13 protein-coding genes are annotated in these 18,161 nt (G+C 67.1%); 10 read left to right on the plus strand and 3 right to left on the minus strand.

Annotated features, from left to right (window positions below; translation table 11 throughout):
• Positions 1-12 precede the first annotated feature (12 nt).
• The gene (locus tag AC1DFR_RS06815) at positions 13-1,236 is read right to left on the minus strand and encodes a class I SAM-dependent methyltransferase (RefSeq protein ID WP_476873024.1); all 1,224 of its coding nucleotides are present in this window, start codon (positions 1,234-1,236) and stop codon (positions 13-15) included.
• A 66-nt stretch (positions 1,237-1,302) separates the two neighbouring features.
• Between AC1DFR_RS06815 and AC1DFR_RS06820 the strand changes: the two genes are divergently transcribed.
• From AC1DFR_RS06820 to AC1DFR_RS06835, 4 genes are all read left to right on the plus strand, one after another.
• Positions 1,303-1,737 carry a hypothetical protein gene (locus AC1DFR_RS06820; RefSeq protein ID WP_476873025.1) on the plus strand — a complete coding sequence of 145 codons (435 nt, stop codon included), beginning with the start codon at positions 1,303-1,305 and terminating at the stop codon, positions 1,735-1,737.
• A gap of 537 nt (positions 1,738-2,274) precedes the next feature.
• Positions 2,275-2,571 carry a co-chaperone GroES gene (groES, locus tag AC1DFR_RS06825; protein ID WP_028275747.1) on the plus strand — a complete coding sequence of 99 codons (297 nt, stop codon included), beginning with the start codon at positions 2,275-2,277 and terminating at the stop codon, positions 2,569-2,571.
• A gap of 81 nt (positions 2,572-2,652) precedes the next feature.
• Positions 2,653-4,263 carry a chaperonin GroEL gene (gene groL / locus AC1DFR_RS06830; RefSeq protein WP_018773736.1) on the plus strand — a complete coding sequence of 537 codons (1,611 nt, stop codon included), beginning with the start codon at positions 2,653-2,655 and terminating at the stop codon, positions 4,261-4,263.
• Between the two features lie 269 nt (positions 4,264-4,532).
• On the plus strand, positions 4,533-6,614 hold the full coding sequence (locus AC1DFR_RS06835; RefSeq protein ID WP_476873026.1) for an acyltransferase family protein: 2,082 nt from the start codon (positions 4,533-4,535) through the stop codon (positions 6,612-6,614).
• A gap of 76 nt (positions 6,615-6,690) precedes the next feature.
• On the opposite strand, the gene AC1DFR_RS06840 is transcribed toward AC1DFR_RS06835, so the two are convergent.
• Positions 6,691-7,572 (minus strand): DUF389 domain-containing protein, encoded by an 882-nt coding sequence (locus AC1DFR_RS06840; RefSeq protein ID WP_459385362.1) that lies wholly within the window; start codon positions 7,570-7,572, stop codon positions 6,691-6,693.
• Positions 7,573-7,839: 267 nt separating this feature from the next.
• On the opposite strand from AC1DFR_RS06840, the gene AC1DFR_RS06845 reads away from it, so the two are divergent.
• The 3 genes from AC1DFR_RS06845 to AC1DFR_RS06855 all read left to right on the plus strand — a co-directional run bounded on the left by AC1DFR_RS06845 (position 7,840) and on the right by AC1DFR_RS06855 (position 13,737).
• The gene (locus tag AC1DFR_RS06845) at positions 7,840-9,924 is read left to right on the plus strand and encodes an acyltransferase family protein (protein ID WP_476873027.1); all 2,085 of its coding nucleotides are present in this window, start codon (positions 7,840-7,842) and stop codon (positions 9,922-9,924) included.
• Positions 9,925-10,185: 261 nt separating this feature from the next.
• The gene (guaB, locus tag AC1DFR_RS06850; protein ID WP_018773740.1) at positions 10,186-11,697 is read left to right on the plus strand and encodes an IMP dehydrogenase; all 1,512 of its coding nucleotides are present in this window, start codon (positions 10,186-10,188) and stop codon (positions 11,695-11,697) included.
• A 189-nt stretch (positions 11,698-11,886) separates the two neighbouring features.
• Positions 11,887-13,737 (plus strand): ABC transporter ATP-binding protein, encoded by a 1,851-nt coding sequence (locus AC1DFR_RS06855; RefSeq protein ID WP_476873028.1) that lies wholly within the window; start codon positions 11,887-11,889, stop codon positions 13,735-13,737.
• Here AC1DFR_RS06855 and AC1DFR_RS06860 read toward each other — a convergent pair.
• Entirely contained in the window at positions 13,724-14,356 is a 633-nt protein-coding gene (locus tag AC1DFR_RS06860) for a hypothetical protein (protein ID WP_230007195.1), read from the minus strand. The two genes, AC1DFR_RS06855 and AC1DFR_RS06860, sit on opposite strands and share 14 nt — an antisense overlap.
• A 54-nt stretch (positions 14,357-14,410) precedes the next feature.
• Between AC1DFR_RS06860 and AC1DFR_RS06865 the strand changes: the two genes are divergently transcribed.
• The 3 genes from AC1DFR_RS06865 to AC1DFR_RS06875 all read left to right on the plus strand — a co-directional run bounded on the left by AC1DFR_RS06865 (position 14,411) and on the right by AC1DFR_RS06875 (position 17,969).
• Positions 14,411-15,547: a GuaB3 family IMP dehydrogenase-related protein gene (locus tag AC1DFR_RS06865; protein ID WP_230007196.1), complete on the plus strand. Its 1,137-nt coding sequence runs from the start codon at positions 14,411-14,413 to the stop codon at positions 15,545-15,547.
• A 92-nt stretch (positions 15,548-15,639) separates the two neighbouring features.
• Positions 15,640-17,391: a glycerol-3-phosphate dehydrogenase/oxidase gene (locus AC1DFR_RS06870; RefSeq protein WP_028275740.1), complete on the plus strand. Its 1,752-nt coding sequence runs from the start codon at positions 15,640-15,642 to the stop codon at positions 17,389-17,391.
• A gap of 89 nt (positions 17,392-17,480) precedes the next feature.
• Positions 17,481-17,969: a PTS sugar transporter subunit IIA gene (locus AC1DFR_RS06875; protein WP_028275739.1), complete on the plus strand. Its 489-nt coding sequence runs from the start codon at positions 17,481-17,483 to the stop codon at positions 17,967-17,969.
• Positions 17,970-18,161 lie beyond the last annotated feature (192 nt).

Consider the following 18,161-nt stretch of genomic DNA (forward strand, 5'->3'; position numbering starts at 1 on the left):
CCGCTGGCGGGGCTAGACCGGCTCCACCGAGACGGCCACCCGGTCCTCGCCGATCCTGGTGAGGACCAGGGTGGCGGATTTCTTGTCCTTGTGCTTTGCGCTGCCGCCGGGCAGGAGTTGCTTGCGCAGCTCTTCGGGCGTGACAGCCATACCGCGCTTCTTGATGTCCAGGACCCCGATGCCTTGATCCTTGACCCACGCCTTGAGTGCCTTGACGTTGAACGGCATCACCTCCAGGACCCTGTACGCCTTGGCGAACGGGGTGTCATGCAGCTCCGGGGCGCAGACGTAGGCGATGTGCTCGTCCACGAGGTGCCCGCCCAGCTGGAGCGCGACGTCGGCCACCAGGCCGGCGCGGATCACCGCGCCGTCGGGCTCATACAGGTACCCCTCCACGGGCCCAACGGGCGCCACCGGGCCGGCGCCGAAGTCCTCGCCGCTGGTGAGCTCAGCGGAACCAAGGGGGCCGAGCACGAGGGCCGCGCGCCGCACCCCCGGACGCCGCACTGCGTTGAACCACAGGGCCACCTCGGTCACGTCCCCGCCCACAGAGACCCACTGCGCCTCGCAGCCGGCCGGCACGGAATCGTGCGGCATGCCGGGGCCCATCTTCACGCCGACGGCGCGACCGGTGCCGGCGAGTGACTCCACGAAGGACAGCGGCGGGGAGAAATCCTCCGGATCCCAGATCCGCTTGGTTCCCGAAGTGGACGTCGTGCGCCGGGCTGGGTCGAGCCAGACGCCGTCGATCCCCTCGAGGGATACCGACGTTGCATCGGAATGGACCACCGTGGCGTTGCGGAACGGGATCAGGTTCATCGTGGCGCAGGCGGCCGTGGCCTCGTCCATTTCCACGGCGGTGACCACCAGGTCCAGGGAGGCCAGGGCCATGGAGTCCGCCCCGAGCCCGCAGCCGAGATCCGCGACGTGGCCGATCCCGGCCTCCGCGAACCGCTGCGCGTGCCGTGCCGCCACCGTGAGCCGGGTGGCCTGCTCCAGACCGGCCTTCGTGAAAATCATCTGCCGGGCGAATTCGCCGAACTTCGCCTCGGCCTTGGTCCGCAGCCGGGACTGGGTGAGCACGGCCGAGACCAGCTCGGGGGAGTGGCCGGCCTTGCGCAGCGACGCCGTGAGGCGGAAGGCCTCGTCCTCGCGGTACGGGCCCAACGACGCCAGCAGCTCCCAGCCCTCGGGGGTGAGGATCGGGGCAATATATTCCTGCGGTGCGTCAGTCATGGCATCCAGCGTAGTTGAGGTCCGCGGGCGCGTTGTGACCGGACGGCGGGGGCTAGGCTTGATGGCATGGAAGACAGCGGCACAGGCGACAGCATCTCAGCGGACACGGCCGGGCAGGACACGGCCGGCGACGACGACGCCAGGCAGGAGCGCCGGCGGCCGCAGGGACTTGCCCGCTACGCAAAACCGGCGCTGATCGCCGGCGCGGTGATCGCCGTCGTGTCCGTCGCACTTTTGGTGATTATCTTCTTCCTCGATTCCTTCAACGCCACCGTGTATTCCGTCGGCGGCAAGAACGTCCAGGACGCCACGGACGAGGCCCGGGCCATCCGCGAGACCTATACCGCGGCCCGGCTCGGCGGCATCATCTTCCTCGTCGCCGGCATTCTGCTGGCCGCCGCCGGCGCCGTGCTGTCGTTCCGGCACCGGAATGACGAAGGCCAGAACACGGACGAAGACGACGGCGAGGACGTGGACTTCGACGACCTCGCAGACCAGTAGCCATCGAGTAGGCGCGCGAATAGACGCCGCTGGTGGGCGCGCACCGCACCGCCAAACGGCCAACGGCCACGGGCCAGGGGACATGCCCAGCCTCCTGCGCCACGGATGGACATGTCCTCCCTGGCAGCCCGCACCCGTTGGGTATGTCCATCGCTCAGCGCGGGCACAGAGCATGACGCCCAAGTGTCCTCTGGCCGCAACAAAAAATGGGCATGTCCTCCCGGGCAGCCCGCACCCGTTGGGTATGTCCATCGCTCAGCACGGGTACAGAGCATGACGCCCAAGTGTCCTCCGGCCGCAGCGAAAAATGGGCATGTCCCCTAAGGGGAAATGTTCACCCGGAACGAATTTCTGGCACTCGCCTTGACCGAGTGCTAACCATTTACATAGAGTCGTCATTAGCACTCTCCCTAGGAGGGTGCTAACACATGAAGCGCGTTCCGCCAGGCACGCTGCCGGCACCGCGACGACGGTCTGTGCGCCTTGGCATCACCGCTTCATAGTCCACGAATTTGCTGACGAAAAGGAGAGGTCCGAGTGTCGGTCTCTATTAAGCCTCTTGAGGATCGTATTGTTGTCCGCCCGCTCGAAGCCGAGCAGACCACGGCTTCCGGCCTGGTTATCCCGGACTCCGCGCAGGAGAAGCCGCAGGAAGGCGAAGTTGTTGCAGTAGGCCCCGGCCGCTTCGATGACAACGGCAACCGCGTTCCCGTTGACGTTGCCGTTGGCGACGTCGTCATCTACTCCAAGTACGGTGGAACCGAAGTCAAGACCGGCGGCACCGAGTACCTCGTGCTCTCCGCCCGCGACGTTCTGGCGATCGTCGTAAAGTAACTCTCTTGGACCCCCGCGCAGCCGATCCTTTCGCATTGAATGGATCAGTTGCGCGGGGTTCTGTCTTGAAAGGACAAAACCATGGCAAAGCAGCTTGCGTTTAACGACGCTGCCCGCCGGTCGCTTGAAGCCGGCATCGATAAGCTCGCCAACACCGTCAAGGTCACGCTGGGTCCGCGCGGCCGCAACGTCGTACTGGACAAGAAGTGGGGCGCCCCCACGATCACCAACGATGGTGTGACCATCGCCCGTGAAATCGAGCTGGATGACCCCTACGAGAACCTTGGCGCGCAGCTTGCCAAGGAGGTCGCCACCAAGACCAACGATGTTGCCGGCGACGGCACCACCACCGCCACCGTCCTGGCCCAGGCCCTGGTCAAGGAAGGCCTGCGCAACGTAGCGGCAGGCGCCGCGCCTGGCGAAATCAAGCGCGGCATCGAGGTTTCGGTCGAGGCCGTCGCCGCCCGTCTGCTGGAGAACGCCCGCCCGGTTGAAGGCACGCAGGTTGCCAACGTTGCCGCAATCTCCGCCCAGAGCGACGAGGTCGGCGAGCTGCTGGCCGAGGCGTTCGGCAAGGTCGGCAAGGATGGTGTGATCACCATCGAGGAGTCCTCCACCACGCAGACCGAGCTGGTACTGACCGAGGGCATGCAGTTCGACAAGGGCTACCTGTCCCCGTACTTCGTCACCGACGCGGAACGCCAGGAGGCCGTCCTCGAGGACGCCCTGATCCTGATCAACCAGGGCAAGATCTCCTCAGTGCAGGATTTCCTGCCGCTGCTGGAAAAGGCGCTGCAGAGCTCCAAGCCGCTCTTCATCATCGCCGAAGACGTCGAGGGCGAGGCCCTGTCCACGCTGATCGTCAACCGCATCCGCGGCACGCTGAACGTCGTCGCCGTCAAGGCGCCGGGCTTCGGTGACCGCCGCAAGGCCATGCTGCAGGACATCGCGACCCTCACCGGTGCGCAGGTTGTCTCCGCGGAGCTGGGCCTGAGCCTGGACACCGTTGGCCTCGAGGTGCTCGGCACCGCACGCCGCATCACGATCACCAAGGACAACACCACGATCGTCGACGGCGCCGGTTCGGCCGAGGACGTCGCCGCCCGTGTTGCCCAGCTGCGCGCCGAGCTGACCCGCACCGATTCGGACTGGGACAAGGAAAAGCTGCAGGAACGCCTGGCCAAGCTGGCCGGCGGCATCGGCGTGATCAAGGTCGGCGCCGCCACCGAGGTTGAGCTGAAGGAAAAGAAGCACCGCATCGAGGACGCCGTGTCCTCCACCCGCGCTGCCCTCGAAGAAGGCATCGTGGCCGGCGGCGGCTCCGCCCTCATCCACGCGCTGAAGGCGCTCGACGAGGACGCGGCCGTCCAGGCCCTCGAAGGTGACGCGGCTGCGGCCGTCGGCATCGTCCGCCGCGCCCTGGTCCAGCCGCTGCGCTGGATCGCCCAGAACGCCGGCTTCGACGGCTATGTCGTGGCTGCCAAGGTCGCCGAATCCGCCGTGAACCAGGGCTTCAACGCCAAGTCCGGCGAATACGAAGACCTGATCGCCGCCGGCGTGATCGACCCCGTGAAGGTGACGCGTGCGGCTCTGCGCAACGCGGCCTCCATCGCGGCACTGGTCCTCACCACGGAAACCCTCGTGGTGGAGAAGCCGGCTGACGAAGACGAGCACGCAGGGCACAAGCACTAGGCTCTGCCCGCAGGGGGGACGGTCCGGCATCTGCCGGGCCGTCCCTTTTTCTGTCGAGTCTCTGCTGCCGTCCTGCCGTGTTCGTGGCCGCAAGTTGCCGTGATTCTGGCAGAGTTAACCCGTCAGGTGCCGCTCCAGCGTCCCGGGTTCACTGGAAACTCCCACGTTGGCATGCCTCAATGGGGTTCAGTGGCCGCCGTGACGATTGGCCATCAAAATTACGGTTTGGTAACATGGAGGCTTTGGTTATCTGGTTGAGGGGTAGTTCTATGACACAGCAAGGAACCTTGCCCCGGCCTGCCCGGCACATTGCCGCGACGGGGCACGATCCCGCAGCCAAGTCTGGCCGAAAATCCACCTTCAGGCCCGAAATCCAGGGACTCCGGTCCCTCGCTGTGCTGATGGTCATGACCTATCACATCTGGCTGGGCCGGGTTTCCGGCGGCGTGGACGTCTTCCTGCTGATCTCGGCCTTCCTTATGACGCTGCAGTTCGTGGGCCGGTACGAGCAGGGCCGGTCCATGGCCCTCATCAAACACTGGCTGCACCTTTTCCGGCGCCTCGTCCCTGCCGCCGTCACCGTCCTGGTGGCCATCCTTGCCGCAACTGTCCTCTTCCTGCCCCGGACCCGGTGGATGGAAATCATCAACCAGGGCTGGGCCTCCCTGGGCTATGCCGAGAACTGGCTCCTGCAGACCCAGGCGACAAACTACTACGCCGCGGATCACAGCCAGGCCAGTCCCTTCCAGCATTTCTGGTCCCTTTCGATCCAGGGCCAGGTCTTTATCCTGTGGCCGCTCATTTTTGTGGGGGCCGCGTTCGTCGCCAAGCGCTTCAGGCTCCGCTACCGTGTGCTGCTGTCCTACGTCTTCGCCGTGATCTTCCTTGTTTCGCTGCTCTACTCGATCGTCTTCACCCAGGCGAGCCAAACGGAGGCGTACTTCGACACCTGGGCCCGGCTGTGGGAGTTTGCCCTGGGCACGCTCGTGGCTTTGGCCCTTCCTGCCCTGCGGCTTCCGCGGGGCTGGCGGATCGGGCTTGGCTGGCTGGGCATTGTGGCCATGCTCAGCTGCGGCCTCCTGCTCAACGTCCAGGCTTCCTTTCCCGGGTTTGTGGCGCTCTGGCCCACCCTGGCGGCCGCCTGTGTCATCGCAGCCGGGCAGTCGGGCAGCAAGCTGGGCGTCGACCGGATCCTGAGTTCGAAGCCCTTGGTCCGGCTGGGCGACATTTCGTATGCCCTGTACCTGTGGCACTGGCCGGTTCTGGTCATCTCCCTTGCCGTGATGCACAGGGAAAAAGCGGGTCTGATCACAGGCGCCGTCATCGTCACTGTTTCCCTGGTGCTCGCCTACCTCACCACCCGCTTCATTGAGAAGCCCTGGCGTGAGTGGCAGTGGCCGGAGGTGCGGCGGCGCCGCGCCCTCGTTGCCATCGCCGTGGCCGTGGTCACCGCCGCCGTGCCGCTGGCGGGGATTCAGATCCAGCAACACCTCGAAAGCGAAGCAGTCCTGGCCCAAGCCCCGAAGAACAACCCGGGCGCCCTGGCGCTGACGCCGGGCTTTGTGGACCAGGCCGACGCCAACGCCGTCCTGCTCCCCACCCCGCAGACGCTGCCGCAGGACTGGGCCAGCCTCCCTAACTCGTGCTCCGGTGACCTGCAGCCACAGGACCCGGTCCTTCAGAAGGACTGCTTCCAGAACAATCAATCCGACACCGGAGCGAAAAAGGTCCTCGTGATCGGGGATTCCCACGCACAGCAATGGCTGGGCTCGATTGCTCCCCTCAGCGATGAGAAGGGCTGGCGGCTCTACGCCATGCTCAAGGGTGCCTGCAAGCCCAACATCGCGCCGCAGCACGTCTCGGCGGATTGCGACAATTTCAATGCGGCCGTCGCATCCGAAGTGAAGAACAACCCGCCGGACGCCATTATCATCGTGGGCACTGAGGCGGCGCCGTCGTCGCCACAGGAGACCGTGATCCCGGGCTTCGAAGCCACCGCGAAGTCTTGGACGGACGAGGGCATCAAGGTCGTGGCCCTCCGGGACAATCCGCGTTTTACCTTCAACATGGCAGAGTGCGTAGCGACGAAGGGTGCCGACGCGCCGGACTGCAGGCCGCGCGAGCAGGGCATGCTTGCGGCAACGAATCCCTTGGCCGCGCTGGATGGCAAGGTGCCGGGCGTCGCGTTCGTTGACATGACTGACCTGATCTGCAATGGCACGGAATGCCCGGGCGCGGTCGGCAACACCTACGTCTACCTGGACGACAACCACCTCAGCCGGAGCTATGCGGCCAGCATGGCCCCCATGTTCAGCGAGAGGCTCCTCGCCGCGACCGGATGGGGCCCCTAAGCTCCACGGTCCCCGGGCCTGCCGGCCGTAGTCCCCAGGACTGCCGGCCGTTGCGGGCACCTGCGGCGCCCGTGCGTCAGTGCTGGGAGCGGTCCGCCCTGCGCCGCAGCTGGCGGGCGGTGTCCGGTGCCAGCCGCCTGGTCACCAGCCGGTAGAACAGCAGGACCCCGACGGCGGCCACCACGATTCCGACTAGGTTCAGGAACAGCTGCAGGGCGGAGCCGGCTGCCTTCTGGTACTCGCCCAGGACCAGTGCCACGGCCACGAAACCGGCTGCCGGCACCGTCGTGACGGAGATGAACACCCCGATCAGCGCCGCCGAGCGCCGGCTGATGACCGACAGCATCCCGGCTGTTCCGGCGAGGACGGCGACGATCAGGGAATAGGGGCCGGGGTGGTAGATGAATTCAACTGCCGAACCGTGGTCCAGCGCGTCCGCGGGGAACAGCCCGAGTGGCACGGAGAGCCACGCTGTCAGCGCGGCGGCCAGCATCGCGACGGGAAAACCGACGCCGAGGGCCAGCGCCGCGTCACGTCCGAGCCGCCGCTGGCGCCGGACCAGGGCCACGGCCAGGGCAGCCAGCGGGCCGAACTCCGGGCCCACGGCCATGGCGCCGACGATCGCAATGGTGGAGTCCGTCACGATGCCGATGGCCGCCAGCTGGGTCGCCAGGACCAGGAACGCCAGGAAACTCCACGTCAGGCGCGAATCCTCGCCGGTCTGCCGCGACACCTCGTCCCAGATCACGGCGTCCGCGCCCTCACCTGGAGCCTCCGCCTCCGCCCTGTCGGCGCGGTCCGAGAGCACAAGGTCCGGTGCGATGACCGTAATCGATCCCCGTTGCTGGACATCGAGGGCGTGCAGCTTCTCCACGAGCCCCTCCACGGACTCCCGGGCCAGCAGTACCTCGATGACGTCCCCGGGCGGCGTGACGGAAGAGGCCTTCGCGAGCGCCACTTCCGAGACGCCGACGTGGTTCGTACAACTTTCGAGAACAACTCCGGATAATTCACCCGGAACACAAATGCGCACCTGCACGATCACGTGGCGGCCTCCTCAGACTCCTACCAGCCTAGCTTCCGCCCCGCGGCCGACGGCGCCGCCGCCCCCCTGGGTGCGCCGCCGGCCAGGCGTGTGAAGGACACCGCCGGGCCCGTGTGATTGGCAAAGAAAATTACGTTTCGGTAACATTGATGTTTTGGAAACCGGCCTGAAGGGATCTTTGTGTCGAACGAGCGAACCACCGTCACCCCGCCACGGGCGGATGCAGGTTCTCCGGCGACCCGAAAAACTAGCTACCGCCCCGAAGTCCAGGGCCTTCGCGCCCTCGCGGTCCTCATGGTGGTCACGTACCACGTGTGGCTGGGCCGGGTCTCCGGCGGCGTGGACATCTTCCTCCTCATTTCAGCCTTCCTGATGACACTCAGCTTCACGCGGAAAGTCGAAAGCGGCGCGCCGCTGCGGCTGCTCAGCCACTGGCTGCATCTGCTCAAGCGCCTGCTGCCCGCCGTCGTCGTGGTGGTTCTCGGCGTCCTCGCCGGCACCTGGGCCATCCTGCCGCAAAGCCGCTGGCCCGACGTCCTTGAACAGGCCTGGGCCTCCCTGCTGTACCGGCAGAACTGGCTCCTGGCGGACAGCGCCGTGGACTACTACGCCCAGGACCATTCGGGCGCGAGCCCGCTCCAGCACTTCTGGTCACTCTCGATCCAGGGCCAGGTGTTCGTGCTCTGGCCGCTCGTCTTTGCCGGCACCGCACTTCTTTCCCGCCTGCTCCGCCGCCGGACCGGCCAGGACCACGTCCTGCTGCGTTACCGCTCCCTGCTGGCCGCGGCCTTCGGCGCCATCTTCGCGGTGTCCCTGGCCTACTCGATCCAGCAGACCGCAACGAACCAGGCCCACGCCTACTTCGATACCGGAGCCCGGCTCTGGGAGTTCGCGCTCGGCTCGCTCCTGGCCCTCGCCCTGCCGTACCTGAAACCGGGCAGGGTCCTGCGCGTCGTGCTCGGCTGGGCCGGCCTCGTGGCCATGCTCTCCTGCGGGCTCCTGCTGACCGTGGACCGTTCGTTCCCCGGATTCATCGCGCTGTGGCCCACGCTGGCCGCCGCGGCGATCATCACCGCCGGTCAAAGCGGCAGCCGCTTCGGGGTTGACCGCTTCCTGACCTGGAAACCCCTGGTGGCGCTGGGGGATAACTCCTATGCGCTCTACCTCTGGCACTGGCCGCTGCTGGTCCTGGCCCTCGCCGGGGCGGGCATCACGGCGCCCAACCTGTTCCAGGGGCTGTGCATCGTTGCCGCGTCCCTCGTCCTGGCCGTGCTCACCACCCGCTTCGTCGAGAAGCCCCTGCGCGAATGGCACTGGCCCAAGCGCCGCGCCTGGCGCACCGCCGTCGTGATTGCCGCCTGTGGTGCCCTGCTGGCGGGTCCCGTCGCCGTGTGGCAGAGCCAGCTCCTGGCCGACGAAGCCGAGGCGGCGTCCCAGCCCAAGGAACTGACTCCCGGCGCGGCCGCCCTGGCACCGGAAAACGCCGGCAAGCCCACGCCGGAAGCCAAGATCATCCCCGCGCCGGCGGCGATGAAGAACGAGTGGGCGGACATCGACGGGCCGTGCACGGACGCCAACGTCCCCAGCGACCCCCTGCTTCAGGGGTGCCTGCAGAACAACAAGCCGGACAAGGTCACCAAACGGATCGTGGTGCTCGGTGACTCCCATGCCCAGCAGTACATGGCGGCGCTGGGCCCCATCGCGAAAAGCCACGGCTGGGAAGTTGTCACGCTGCTGAAGGGCAACTGCCGCTTCGGCGGGGAGTCCCCGGAGCGGGACGCGGACTGCAACGCCTTCAACCGGGCCAGCGCGCAGTACGTCCTGGACCACCGCCCCGACGCCGTTTTTACGGTTGCGTCCCTGACCCACAAGGAAGCGCCGTTCGAGACCGAAGTGCCTGAGTACCTGGCGGGCATCAAGCCCTTCACCGACGCCGGCATGGACGTGGTGGGCATCCGCGACAACCCCCGCTTCACCATCAATATGCCCGAGTGCGTCCAGAAGAACGGCCCGGATGCCTCGGAGTGCAACGTGCCGGAGCAGGAATCGCTCGCGGGGTCCTCACCGCTGGACGCGTACCGCGGCCAGGTGCCCAGGCTGCACCTCATGGACATGAGCGATTTCATCTGCGCCAACGGAACATGCCCCGCGGTGGTCGGCAACGTGTACGTCTACAAGGACGACAACCACCTGACCAAGACGTACGTCCAGACCATGATCCCCATGTTCGAACGGCGGCTGCTCGCCGCCACCGGCTGGAAGTAGTCCGACGCCGACCGGCCGGGAGCAGGCCCGGCCGGACGGGGGAGCCGTCCGGCATGGGGCGGCTCACATTGAAACCGGACATTACCGCCCGGAATATGGCTATCGCCGCCAAGGTTCTACTATTTATTGAGGACTTCTGCACGAATCATCTGCACGAACCTTCTGCATGACCTTCTGCACAGGCCAGACCCGTAATGACGGGCTGGTCATCTGTTGCAACCCCTACCCGTGAACCCGTAACCCAAGGTAAGAGGCGCACTCATGACCCAGCCCGAACACGATCCCTTCGGCTTCATCGGCCTGACGTACGACGACGTCCTGCTCCTGCCCGGCCACACCGACGTGATCCCCTCGGAAGCGGACACGTCGTCCCGGATCTCCAAGCGCATCACGGTCCAGACCCCGCTGCTCTCCGCCGCGATGGACACCGTCACGGAGTCCCGGATGGCCATCGCCATGGCCCGCCAGGGCGGTCTCGGCGTCGTGCACCGCAACCTCTCCATCGCCGACCAGGCCGACCAGGTGGACCGGGTCAAGCGCAGCGAATCCGGCATGATCACCAACCCCCTGACCATCGGCCCCGAGGCCACGCTGGCCGAGCTGGACGAAATCTGCGCACGCTACCGCGTTTCCGGCCTGCCGGTCGTGGACGAGGGCAACAGGCTGCTGGGCATCGTCACGAACCGCGACACCCGCTTCGTGCCCGAATCCGATTTCCCGTTGCGGCTGGTCAGCGATGTCATGACCAAGATGCCGCTCGTGACCGGACACGTCGGCATCAGCCGCGAGGAAGCCTCGCACAAGCTGGCCACGAACAAGATCGAGAAGCTCCCGCTCGTTGACGAGCAGGGCCGGCTCAAGGGCCTGATCACCACGAAGGACTTCACCAAGGCCGAGCAGTACCCGCTGGCCACCAAGGACGACGAAGGCCGCCTGCGCGTCGGCGCGGCGATCGGCTTTTTCGGCGACGGCTGGGAACGCGCCATGGCGCTGATCGACGCCGGTGTGGATGCCCTCTTCGTGGACACCGCGAACGGCCACTCCCAGGGTGTGCTGGAAATGATCCGCCGGCTCAAGTCCGATCCCGTTGCCGCGCACGTGGACATCATCGGCGGCCAGGCCGCCACCCGCGAAGGCGCCCAGGCCCTGATCGACGCCGGTGCCGACGGCATCAAGGTCGGCGTCGGTCCCGGGTCCATCTGCACCACCCGTGTGGTGGCCGGCGTCGGCGTCCCGCAGATCACGGCCATTTACGAGTCGGCGAAGGCCGCCATCCCGGCCGGCGTGCCGCTGATCGCCGACGGCGGCCTGCAGTACTCCGGTGACATCGGCAAGGCGCTCGTCGCCGGCGCCGACACCGTGATGCTCGGTTCCCTCCTGGCCGGTTGCGACGAATCCCCGGGCGACCTGATTTTCGTCAACGGCAAGCAGTTCAAGAGCTACCGCGGCATGGGCTCCCTCGGCGCCATGCAGACCCGCGGCAAGAACACCTCGTACTCCAAGGACCGCTACTTCCAGGCCGACGTCTCCGGCGATGACAAGCTCATCCCGGAAGGCATCGAGGGCCGGGTCGCGTACCGCGGTCCGCTGTCGTCGGTGGCGTACCAGCTGGTCGGCGGGCTCCGCCAGACCATGTTCTACACCGGCGCACCGACCGTGGCGGAGCTGAAGGCGCGCGGCAAGTTCGTCCGCATCACCGCGGCCGGGCTCAAGGAGTCGCACCCCCACGACATCCAGATGACGGTCGAAGCCCCGAACTACGGGTCACGCTAAGACCCGCCGCCCTTAACCCGGGTGAGCCCGCCGAAACCACAGTTTCGGCGGGCTCACCCGGGTTAAGGGCGCACCGAATCCCGGCGGCATGACCCCACCCAACTAGCTCGCAGCAGGGGCCGTTTTGGCGGCTCATAACGCCCCCTGCTGCGAGCTAGTTGGGCAGGGGGAGTGTCCTAGGCTGGAGGCATGTCCGAACTCCTGCCGGCACGCGCGCCCAAACGCAAGCTCGCGCTCAAGCCCTACGCCCGCGCCGTGGCACAAGTGCTGCGGGTGAGCTTCCGCGCCTCGCCCGCCGCCGTCGTCATGAAGGTCCTGGGCTCGCTGATCTCGGCACTGCTGCCGCTGGTCACGACGTACTTCGCCGCCCTGACCACCACGGCGCTGGCCGCCGCCTACGCGGGCGACGCCGACGCCGGCGCGCAGGCCGTCGTGTACGTCATCATCACCGCGGCACTCGGGCTCTTCTGGGGATCGTTCAGCAGCGTGGACCGCTACATCCAGCAGCTCATGAGTTTCCGGGTCGGCGCGATCGTCGGTGACCTGATGTACGAGCGCTTCCTGACCCTGGACTTCTGGCGCTACGACGACAAAGAGACCGTGGACCTGTACGACCGGGCGAAGCGTTTCTCCGACTCCTACGCCCGCGTCCTGGACCGGATCGCCGCCATTTTCACCCAGCTGGTCTCCGTGCTGCTGGCGATCGGCGCGCTGCTGCTGGTCAGCTGGTGGATCGCCGTGATCGTCCTGGTTGCGATCGTCCCCAGCGTCTACCTGCAGTTCAAGCTCTCCCGCGAACAGATCGCGCACTGGAACACCCAGGTCGATTCGCGCCGGCAGCGCAGGATGATCGAAACCAACCTCCTGCGGCCGCAGCACATCGCCGAGATGCGGCTTTACGGGATTGTCGGCTACCTGATGGGCCTGCGCTCCCGCCTGCGGGACGCCGATGAAAAGCGCCGGCTGGACTTCCAGAAGCGCTACATCCCCAAACAGCTCGCGGCCGATGCCCTGCAGTACGGCGCCGAGGTGGTCTCGTTGATCTGGGTGGTGGGCCAGATCATCGCCCGGGCCCAGCCGGTGGGGCAGTTCCTCTATGTCCAGCAGATTGTCAGCCGCGCCCTCTCGACCGCCAACAGCCTCGTCTCCTCACTGAGCTCAATCGATGAGGACCTGGCGAACCTCACGGACTACGAGCTCTTCATGGCCCTGCCCGTGCCGTCCGGCCACGCGCCGCCGCTGCTGCAGGCGCCGAAGACGGTGGAACTGCGGGACATCCGCTTCACGTACACCGGCAGCGAACTGGAGGTGATCCGCGGCATTTCGATGACCATCAGGCAGGGCCAGCACATCGCGATCGTGGGGGAGAACGGCGCCGGCAAGTCCACCCTGATCCGTATCCTGGCCGGGCTGTACCGTCCCGACTCCGGGCAGGTGCTGCTCGACGGCGTGGACCTCGCCGCCGTCGACGTCACCTCCTGGCACCGGCACCTGGCGGTGCTCAGCCAGGAGTTCCTGAAGTATGAATTCGCCACCGCGGCGGAAAACATCTTCTTCGGCGACGTCGATTCGCCCCGCGACGACGGACGGGTCCGGCGCTCCGCCGCGGATGCCGAGGCCCTCGAATTCATCAACAAACTGCCCAACGGCCTGGACAACCACGTCAGCAACTGGATGGAGGACCCGCGCGGGCGGAAGGGCTCCGGCCTTTCCGGCGGGCAGTGGCAGCGGCTGGCGATGGCCCGGAACTTCTACCGCGGCGCATCGTTCATGGTGATGGACGAGCCGACGTCGGCCATCGACGCGCTGGCGGAACACCGGATCTTCACGCGGCTCTTCGCTGACCGCAGCAGCACCATCATCGCCATCAGCCACCGCCTGGCCACGATCGAGAAGGCCGATGTGGTCTACATGCTCGAGGAAGGCCGCATCGTGGAACAAGGCACCCACAGGGAACTTGTGGCGCGCCGCGGCCGGTACTTCCGGATGTTCGAGTCCCAGCTCACCGTCCCGGACACCGAGAACGTCAGCGGCGAGTAAGCGGAGCGCCCTCGATGGTCGTCCGCACCCGGGCCAGGCTGGGTTCGGGCGGGACGCTGCTGAAGCCGAAGCTGACGGCGGGGCGGATGGCGGTGAGCGGGCCGGCGTCGGCGCCGTCCCAGCTGACGGTCGCGGAGTCGATGCGGTGCAGATCGGTGACCCCGTAGTATTCCCGCCGGCCGCCCTTGGCCGTGCCCGCAGTGCGCACGCCGGGGATGATTCTGCCCGCAATGGGGTTGACCGCACGCAGCCAGCGCGGATGCACCGCCAGAGCCCGGGGGACCAGCCGCGCCACGGCGCCCAGCCGGGTGCGGGACCCGAGCCGGGCGCGGATCCGCAGCGGCCCGGCGTCGACGGCGAGCTGCCCCGCCCCATGCTCTGATGCCAGGGGCACGATGCAGGTCTCGTCGAAGTTATAGACCGCGCTGATGAAGCCGGCGGCCTCGACGCTCGGTGCCAGCAGGATCCGGTGGCCGGAGGGCAGCTGGACCATCGCGTCGGTGAAGGACCCGAACGGGGACTGCGTCCATAGGCCCACCACCGCGCGCAGGCCCGAGCCCGTGCCGAGTCCGGCAATGTGTCCGTCGAAGATCCACCGCTGTCCGTTACGCCAAAGCATGACGCCACAGTACGCCGAAGCGGCGCCCCGCGTCCGCTGGGATAACCTAGAGCAGTGACTTACGAGATTGAGATTGGCCGTGGCAAGCGTGGGCGTCGTGCCTACTCCCTGGATGACATTGCGATCGTCCCCAACCGGCGCACCCGTGACCCCAAGGACGTCTCCGTCTCCTGGCAGATCGATGCCTACAAGTTCGACATGCCGGTCATCGCGGCGCCGATGGATTCGGCCATGTCGCCGGAGACAGTCATCGCCCTGGGCCGCCTCGGCGGACTCGGTGTGCTCGACCTCGAGGGCCTGTGGACCCGGTACGAGAACCCGCAGTCCGTACTGGACGAAATCGCGGGCCTCGCTGACGAGACCAACAGCCCGGCCGTCACCCGGCGCATGCAGGAGCTCTACCAGGCGCCGATCCAGCCTGAGCTGATCACCTCCCGCCTCGCCGAGATCCGCGCCGCCGGCGTCACGGTGGCCGGCTCCCTGACCCCGCAGCGTACGCAGGAACACTACAAGACCGTGGTGGCCGCCGGCGTCGACATCTTCGTCATCCGCGGGACCACTGTCTCGGCCGAGCACGTCTCCAAGGACCACGAGCCGCTAAACCTCAAGCAGTTCATCTACGAACTCGACGTCCCCGTGATCGTCGGCGGGGCGGCCGGCTACACCCCGGCCCTGCACCTGATGCGCACCGGCGCCGCCGGCGTGCTGGTCGGCTTCGGCGGCGGAGCCACCACCACCACCCGGCGCGCCCTGGGCATCCACTCGCCCATGGCCTCCGCGATCTCCGATGTCGCGGCGGCCCGCCGGGACTACATGGACGAGTCCGGTGGACGCTACGTCCATGTGATCGCCGACGGCGGCATGGGCTCCTCCGGCGACATCGTCAAAGCCATCGCCATGGGCGCCGACGCCGTGATGCTGGGCAGCGCCCTGGCCCGCGCCGACGAAGCCCCCGGCAAGGGCTGGCACTGGGGCCAGGAAGCCCACCACCTCGAACTGCCCCGCGGCGACAGGGTCAACGTGGGAACGGTCGGGCCGCTCGAAGAGGTTCTGTTCGGGCCCGGCCACCACACCAACGGCACCTCCAACCTCGTCGGCGCGCTGCGCCGTTCAATGGCTACCACCGGCTACTCGGACCTGAAGGAATTCCAGCGCGTCGACGTCGTCGTCTCGCCGTACGCCGGCAACTGAAACCGCGCGCGGGCCGTTGAGGGCCCTGCCCATCCGGGAAACTTGGACGTAGTCTGGTGCCCTACGAGGTTTGATCCGGATGGAGGCGTGACATGAACAGTTTTCCCGGCGGTTCTGCCGAGGCCGGAGGTGCCCTCGGGCCAGCGGCTCGCGAGGCTTCAATCACTGTGCTCAGGGGCAGCACCGCCCCCGGCAAAGAGCTCGACATCCTGATCGTGGGCGGAGGCATCGTGGGTGCCGGCGCCGCCCTCGACGCCGTGACCCGCGGGCTCAGTGTGGGCATCGTCGAGGCGAACGACTGGGCTGCGGGGACGTCGTCGCGGTCCTCGAAGCTCATCCACGGTGGCCTCCGGTACCTGGAAATGCTCGACTTCGGCCTGGTCAAAGAGGCACTGCATGAGCGCGGCCTCATTCTCTCCGTCCTGGCGCCGCACCTGGCCCGGCCGGTCCCGTTCCTGTACCCGCTCCACAAACCGTTCCTGGAGCGGCCCTATGTCGGCGCCGGAATCGCCCTGTACGACGCGATGTCCATCACCGGCGGACACAGCCGCGGCGTCCCCTTCCACAAGCACCTGTCCCGGCGAGGGACCCTGCGCGCCGCCCCCAGCCTCAAGGACGACGCCTTCGTCGGATCCATCCGCTACTACGACGGCCAGGTCGACGACGCCAAGTACGTCGCCAACCTCGTGCGGACCGCGGCGCACTACGGCGCCCACGCGGTCAACCAGATGTCGGTTGTGGACTTCGTACGCGAGGGCGAGCGCGTGGTCGGCGCCAAGGTGGTCAATCACGAGGACGGCTCCAGCTTCAAAATCCGCGCCAAGCAGGTCATCAACGCCACCGGGGTCTGGACGGACGAGACCCAGGCCATGGTGACAGACCGCGGGCAGCTCAAGGTGCGGGCGTCCAAGGGCATCCACCTCGTGGTGCCCCGCGACCGGATCCAGTCCACGGTGGGGCTGATCCTGAGGACCGAGAAATCCGTGCTCTTCGTGATCCCCTGGGGCAGGCACTGGATCATCGGGACCACTGACACCGACTGGCACCTCGACAAGGCCCACCCCGCGGCCTCCAGCAAGGACATCGACTACCTGCTCGAGCACGTCAACAAGGTCCTCAAGCGCCCGCTGACCCGCGAGGACGTCGAGGGCGTCTACGCGGGGCTGCGGCCGCTGCTGGCCGGGGAAAGCGATTCCACCGCGAAGCTCTCCCGCGAACACGTGGTGGCCCACCCCGTGCCGGGTCTCGTGGTGGTGGCGGGCGGTAAGTGGACCACCTACCGGGTCATGGCCAAGGACGCGGTCGACGAGGCGACGCGCAGCATGGACGAGCGCGTCCCGGCCAGCTGCACGGAATCCGTCCCGTTGCTGGGGGCGAGCGGTTTCAAGGCCGCGTGGAACCAGCGGAACCGGATGGCGGAGGAGACCGGCGTCCACGTTGCCCGGATCGAACACCTCCTCAACCGCTACGGTGCCATGACACCGGAGGTGCTGGCGCTCATCGCCGACAGCCCGGAACTGGCCGAACCGTTGCCGGGTGCTGACGACTACCTGGCCGCCGAAGCCGTCTACGCGGCCACGCACGAGGGAGCCCGGCACGTCCAGGACGTCCTGACCCGCCGCACCCGGATTTCGATTGAAGCGTGGGACCGCGGTGTGTCCGCCGCTCCGGTAGTCGCTAAACTAATGGGAGACGTTCTCGGCTGGAGTGATGCGCAGCGCGAGGGCGAAATCAAGCACTATCTGGCCCGGGTTGATGCCGAGCGCCTGAGCCAACAGCAGCCGGACGACGAATCCGCCGACGCCGCACGGCTGGGCGTGGAGGACATTGTGCCCCTGCGCTAAGACTCAGCGCCGGCCGGCAGTGCAGGATTGCAACGCTAGTCATTGGACTGCCGGCCGGCGTCACTGACGCCACTTCGAAGGGACATCTCTTGGCGGAACCACTGGACCGGTACGACGCCGAGCTCACCACACCCGAGATGGTGATCCTCGAAATGGATGCCACGGACAAGCTCGACGCCACTGCCCAGCTCGCGGAACGCATGCATGCTGCCGGACGAATCTCCGATCTCGAGGGCTTCCTCAAGCAGGTCAATGCCCGGGAGCACCAGCTCGCCACCGGCCTGCCCGGCGGTGTCGGCCTGCCGCACGCCCGCAGCGAGCTCGTGTCACAGACATCCATCGCGGTCGGCATCACGAAGTACGGCAGGGCGCTGGACTTCGGCGCGGCCGACGGCCCGGCCACAGTGATTCTGCTCATCGCCACCCCGGCGAGCTCCTTTTCCGATCACCTCGAAGTGCTGGCGACGCTGGCACGCTCACTGTCGAAAGAGTCCTTCCGCGAATCGCTCCGCCGCGCCTACGACGCCGAAGTGATCGCCGAACTGATCAATTCCAGCCTGGTGTTCTTCGACCACTGAGATTGGGGCAGGCCCTTTCGTGTCGACTCCGTCGCCACGCAGGGACCCGGCTGCCCCACTCTAGGGGCAGGCCCTTTCGTGTCGACTCCGTCGCCACGCAGGGACCCGGCTGCCCCTCTCTAGGGGCAGGCCCTTTCGTGTCGACTCCGTCGCCACGCAGGGACCCGGCTGCCCCTCTCTAGGGGCAGGCCC

This window comes from Arthrobacter sp. 05T410 (assembly GCF_056396505.1).

Bases quoted from the DNA above. Each gene is read 5' to 3' on its own strand.
- AC1DFR_RS06815 (WP_476873024.1), bottom strand. From the start codon at position 1,236: ATGACTGACGCACCGCAGGAATATATTGCCCCGATCCTCACCCCCGAG.
- AC1DFR_RS06820 (WP_476873025.1), top strand. From the start codon at position 1,303: ATGGAAGACAGCGGCACAGGCGACAGCATCTCAGCGGACACGGCCGGG.
- groL (WP_018773736.1), top strand. From the start codon at position 2,653: ATGGCAAAGCAGCTTGCGTTTAACGACGCTGCCCGCCGGTCGCTTGAA.
- AC1DFR_RS06835 (WP_476873026.1), top strand. From the start codon at position 4,533: ATGACACAGCAAGGAACCTTGCCCCGGCCTGCCCGGCACATTGCCGCG.
- guaB (WP_018773740.1), top strand. From the start codon at position 10,186: ATGACCCAGCCCGAACACGATCCCTTCGGCTTCATCGGCCTGACGTAC.
- AC1DFR_RS06855 (WP_476873028.1), top strand. From the start codon at position 11,887: ATGTCCGAACTCCTGCCGGCACGCGCGCCCAAACGCAAGCTCGCGCTC.
- AC1DFR_RS06860 (WP_230007195.1), bottom strand. From the start codon at position 14,356: ATGCTTTGGCGTAACGGACAGCGGTGGATCTTCGACGGACACATTGCC.
- AC1DFR_RS06870 (WP_028275740.1), top strand. From the start codon at position 15,640: ATGAACAGTTTTCCCGGCGGTTCTGCCGAGGCCGGAGGTGCCCTCGGG.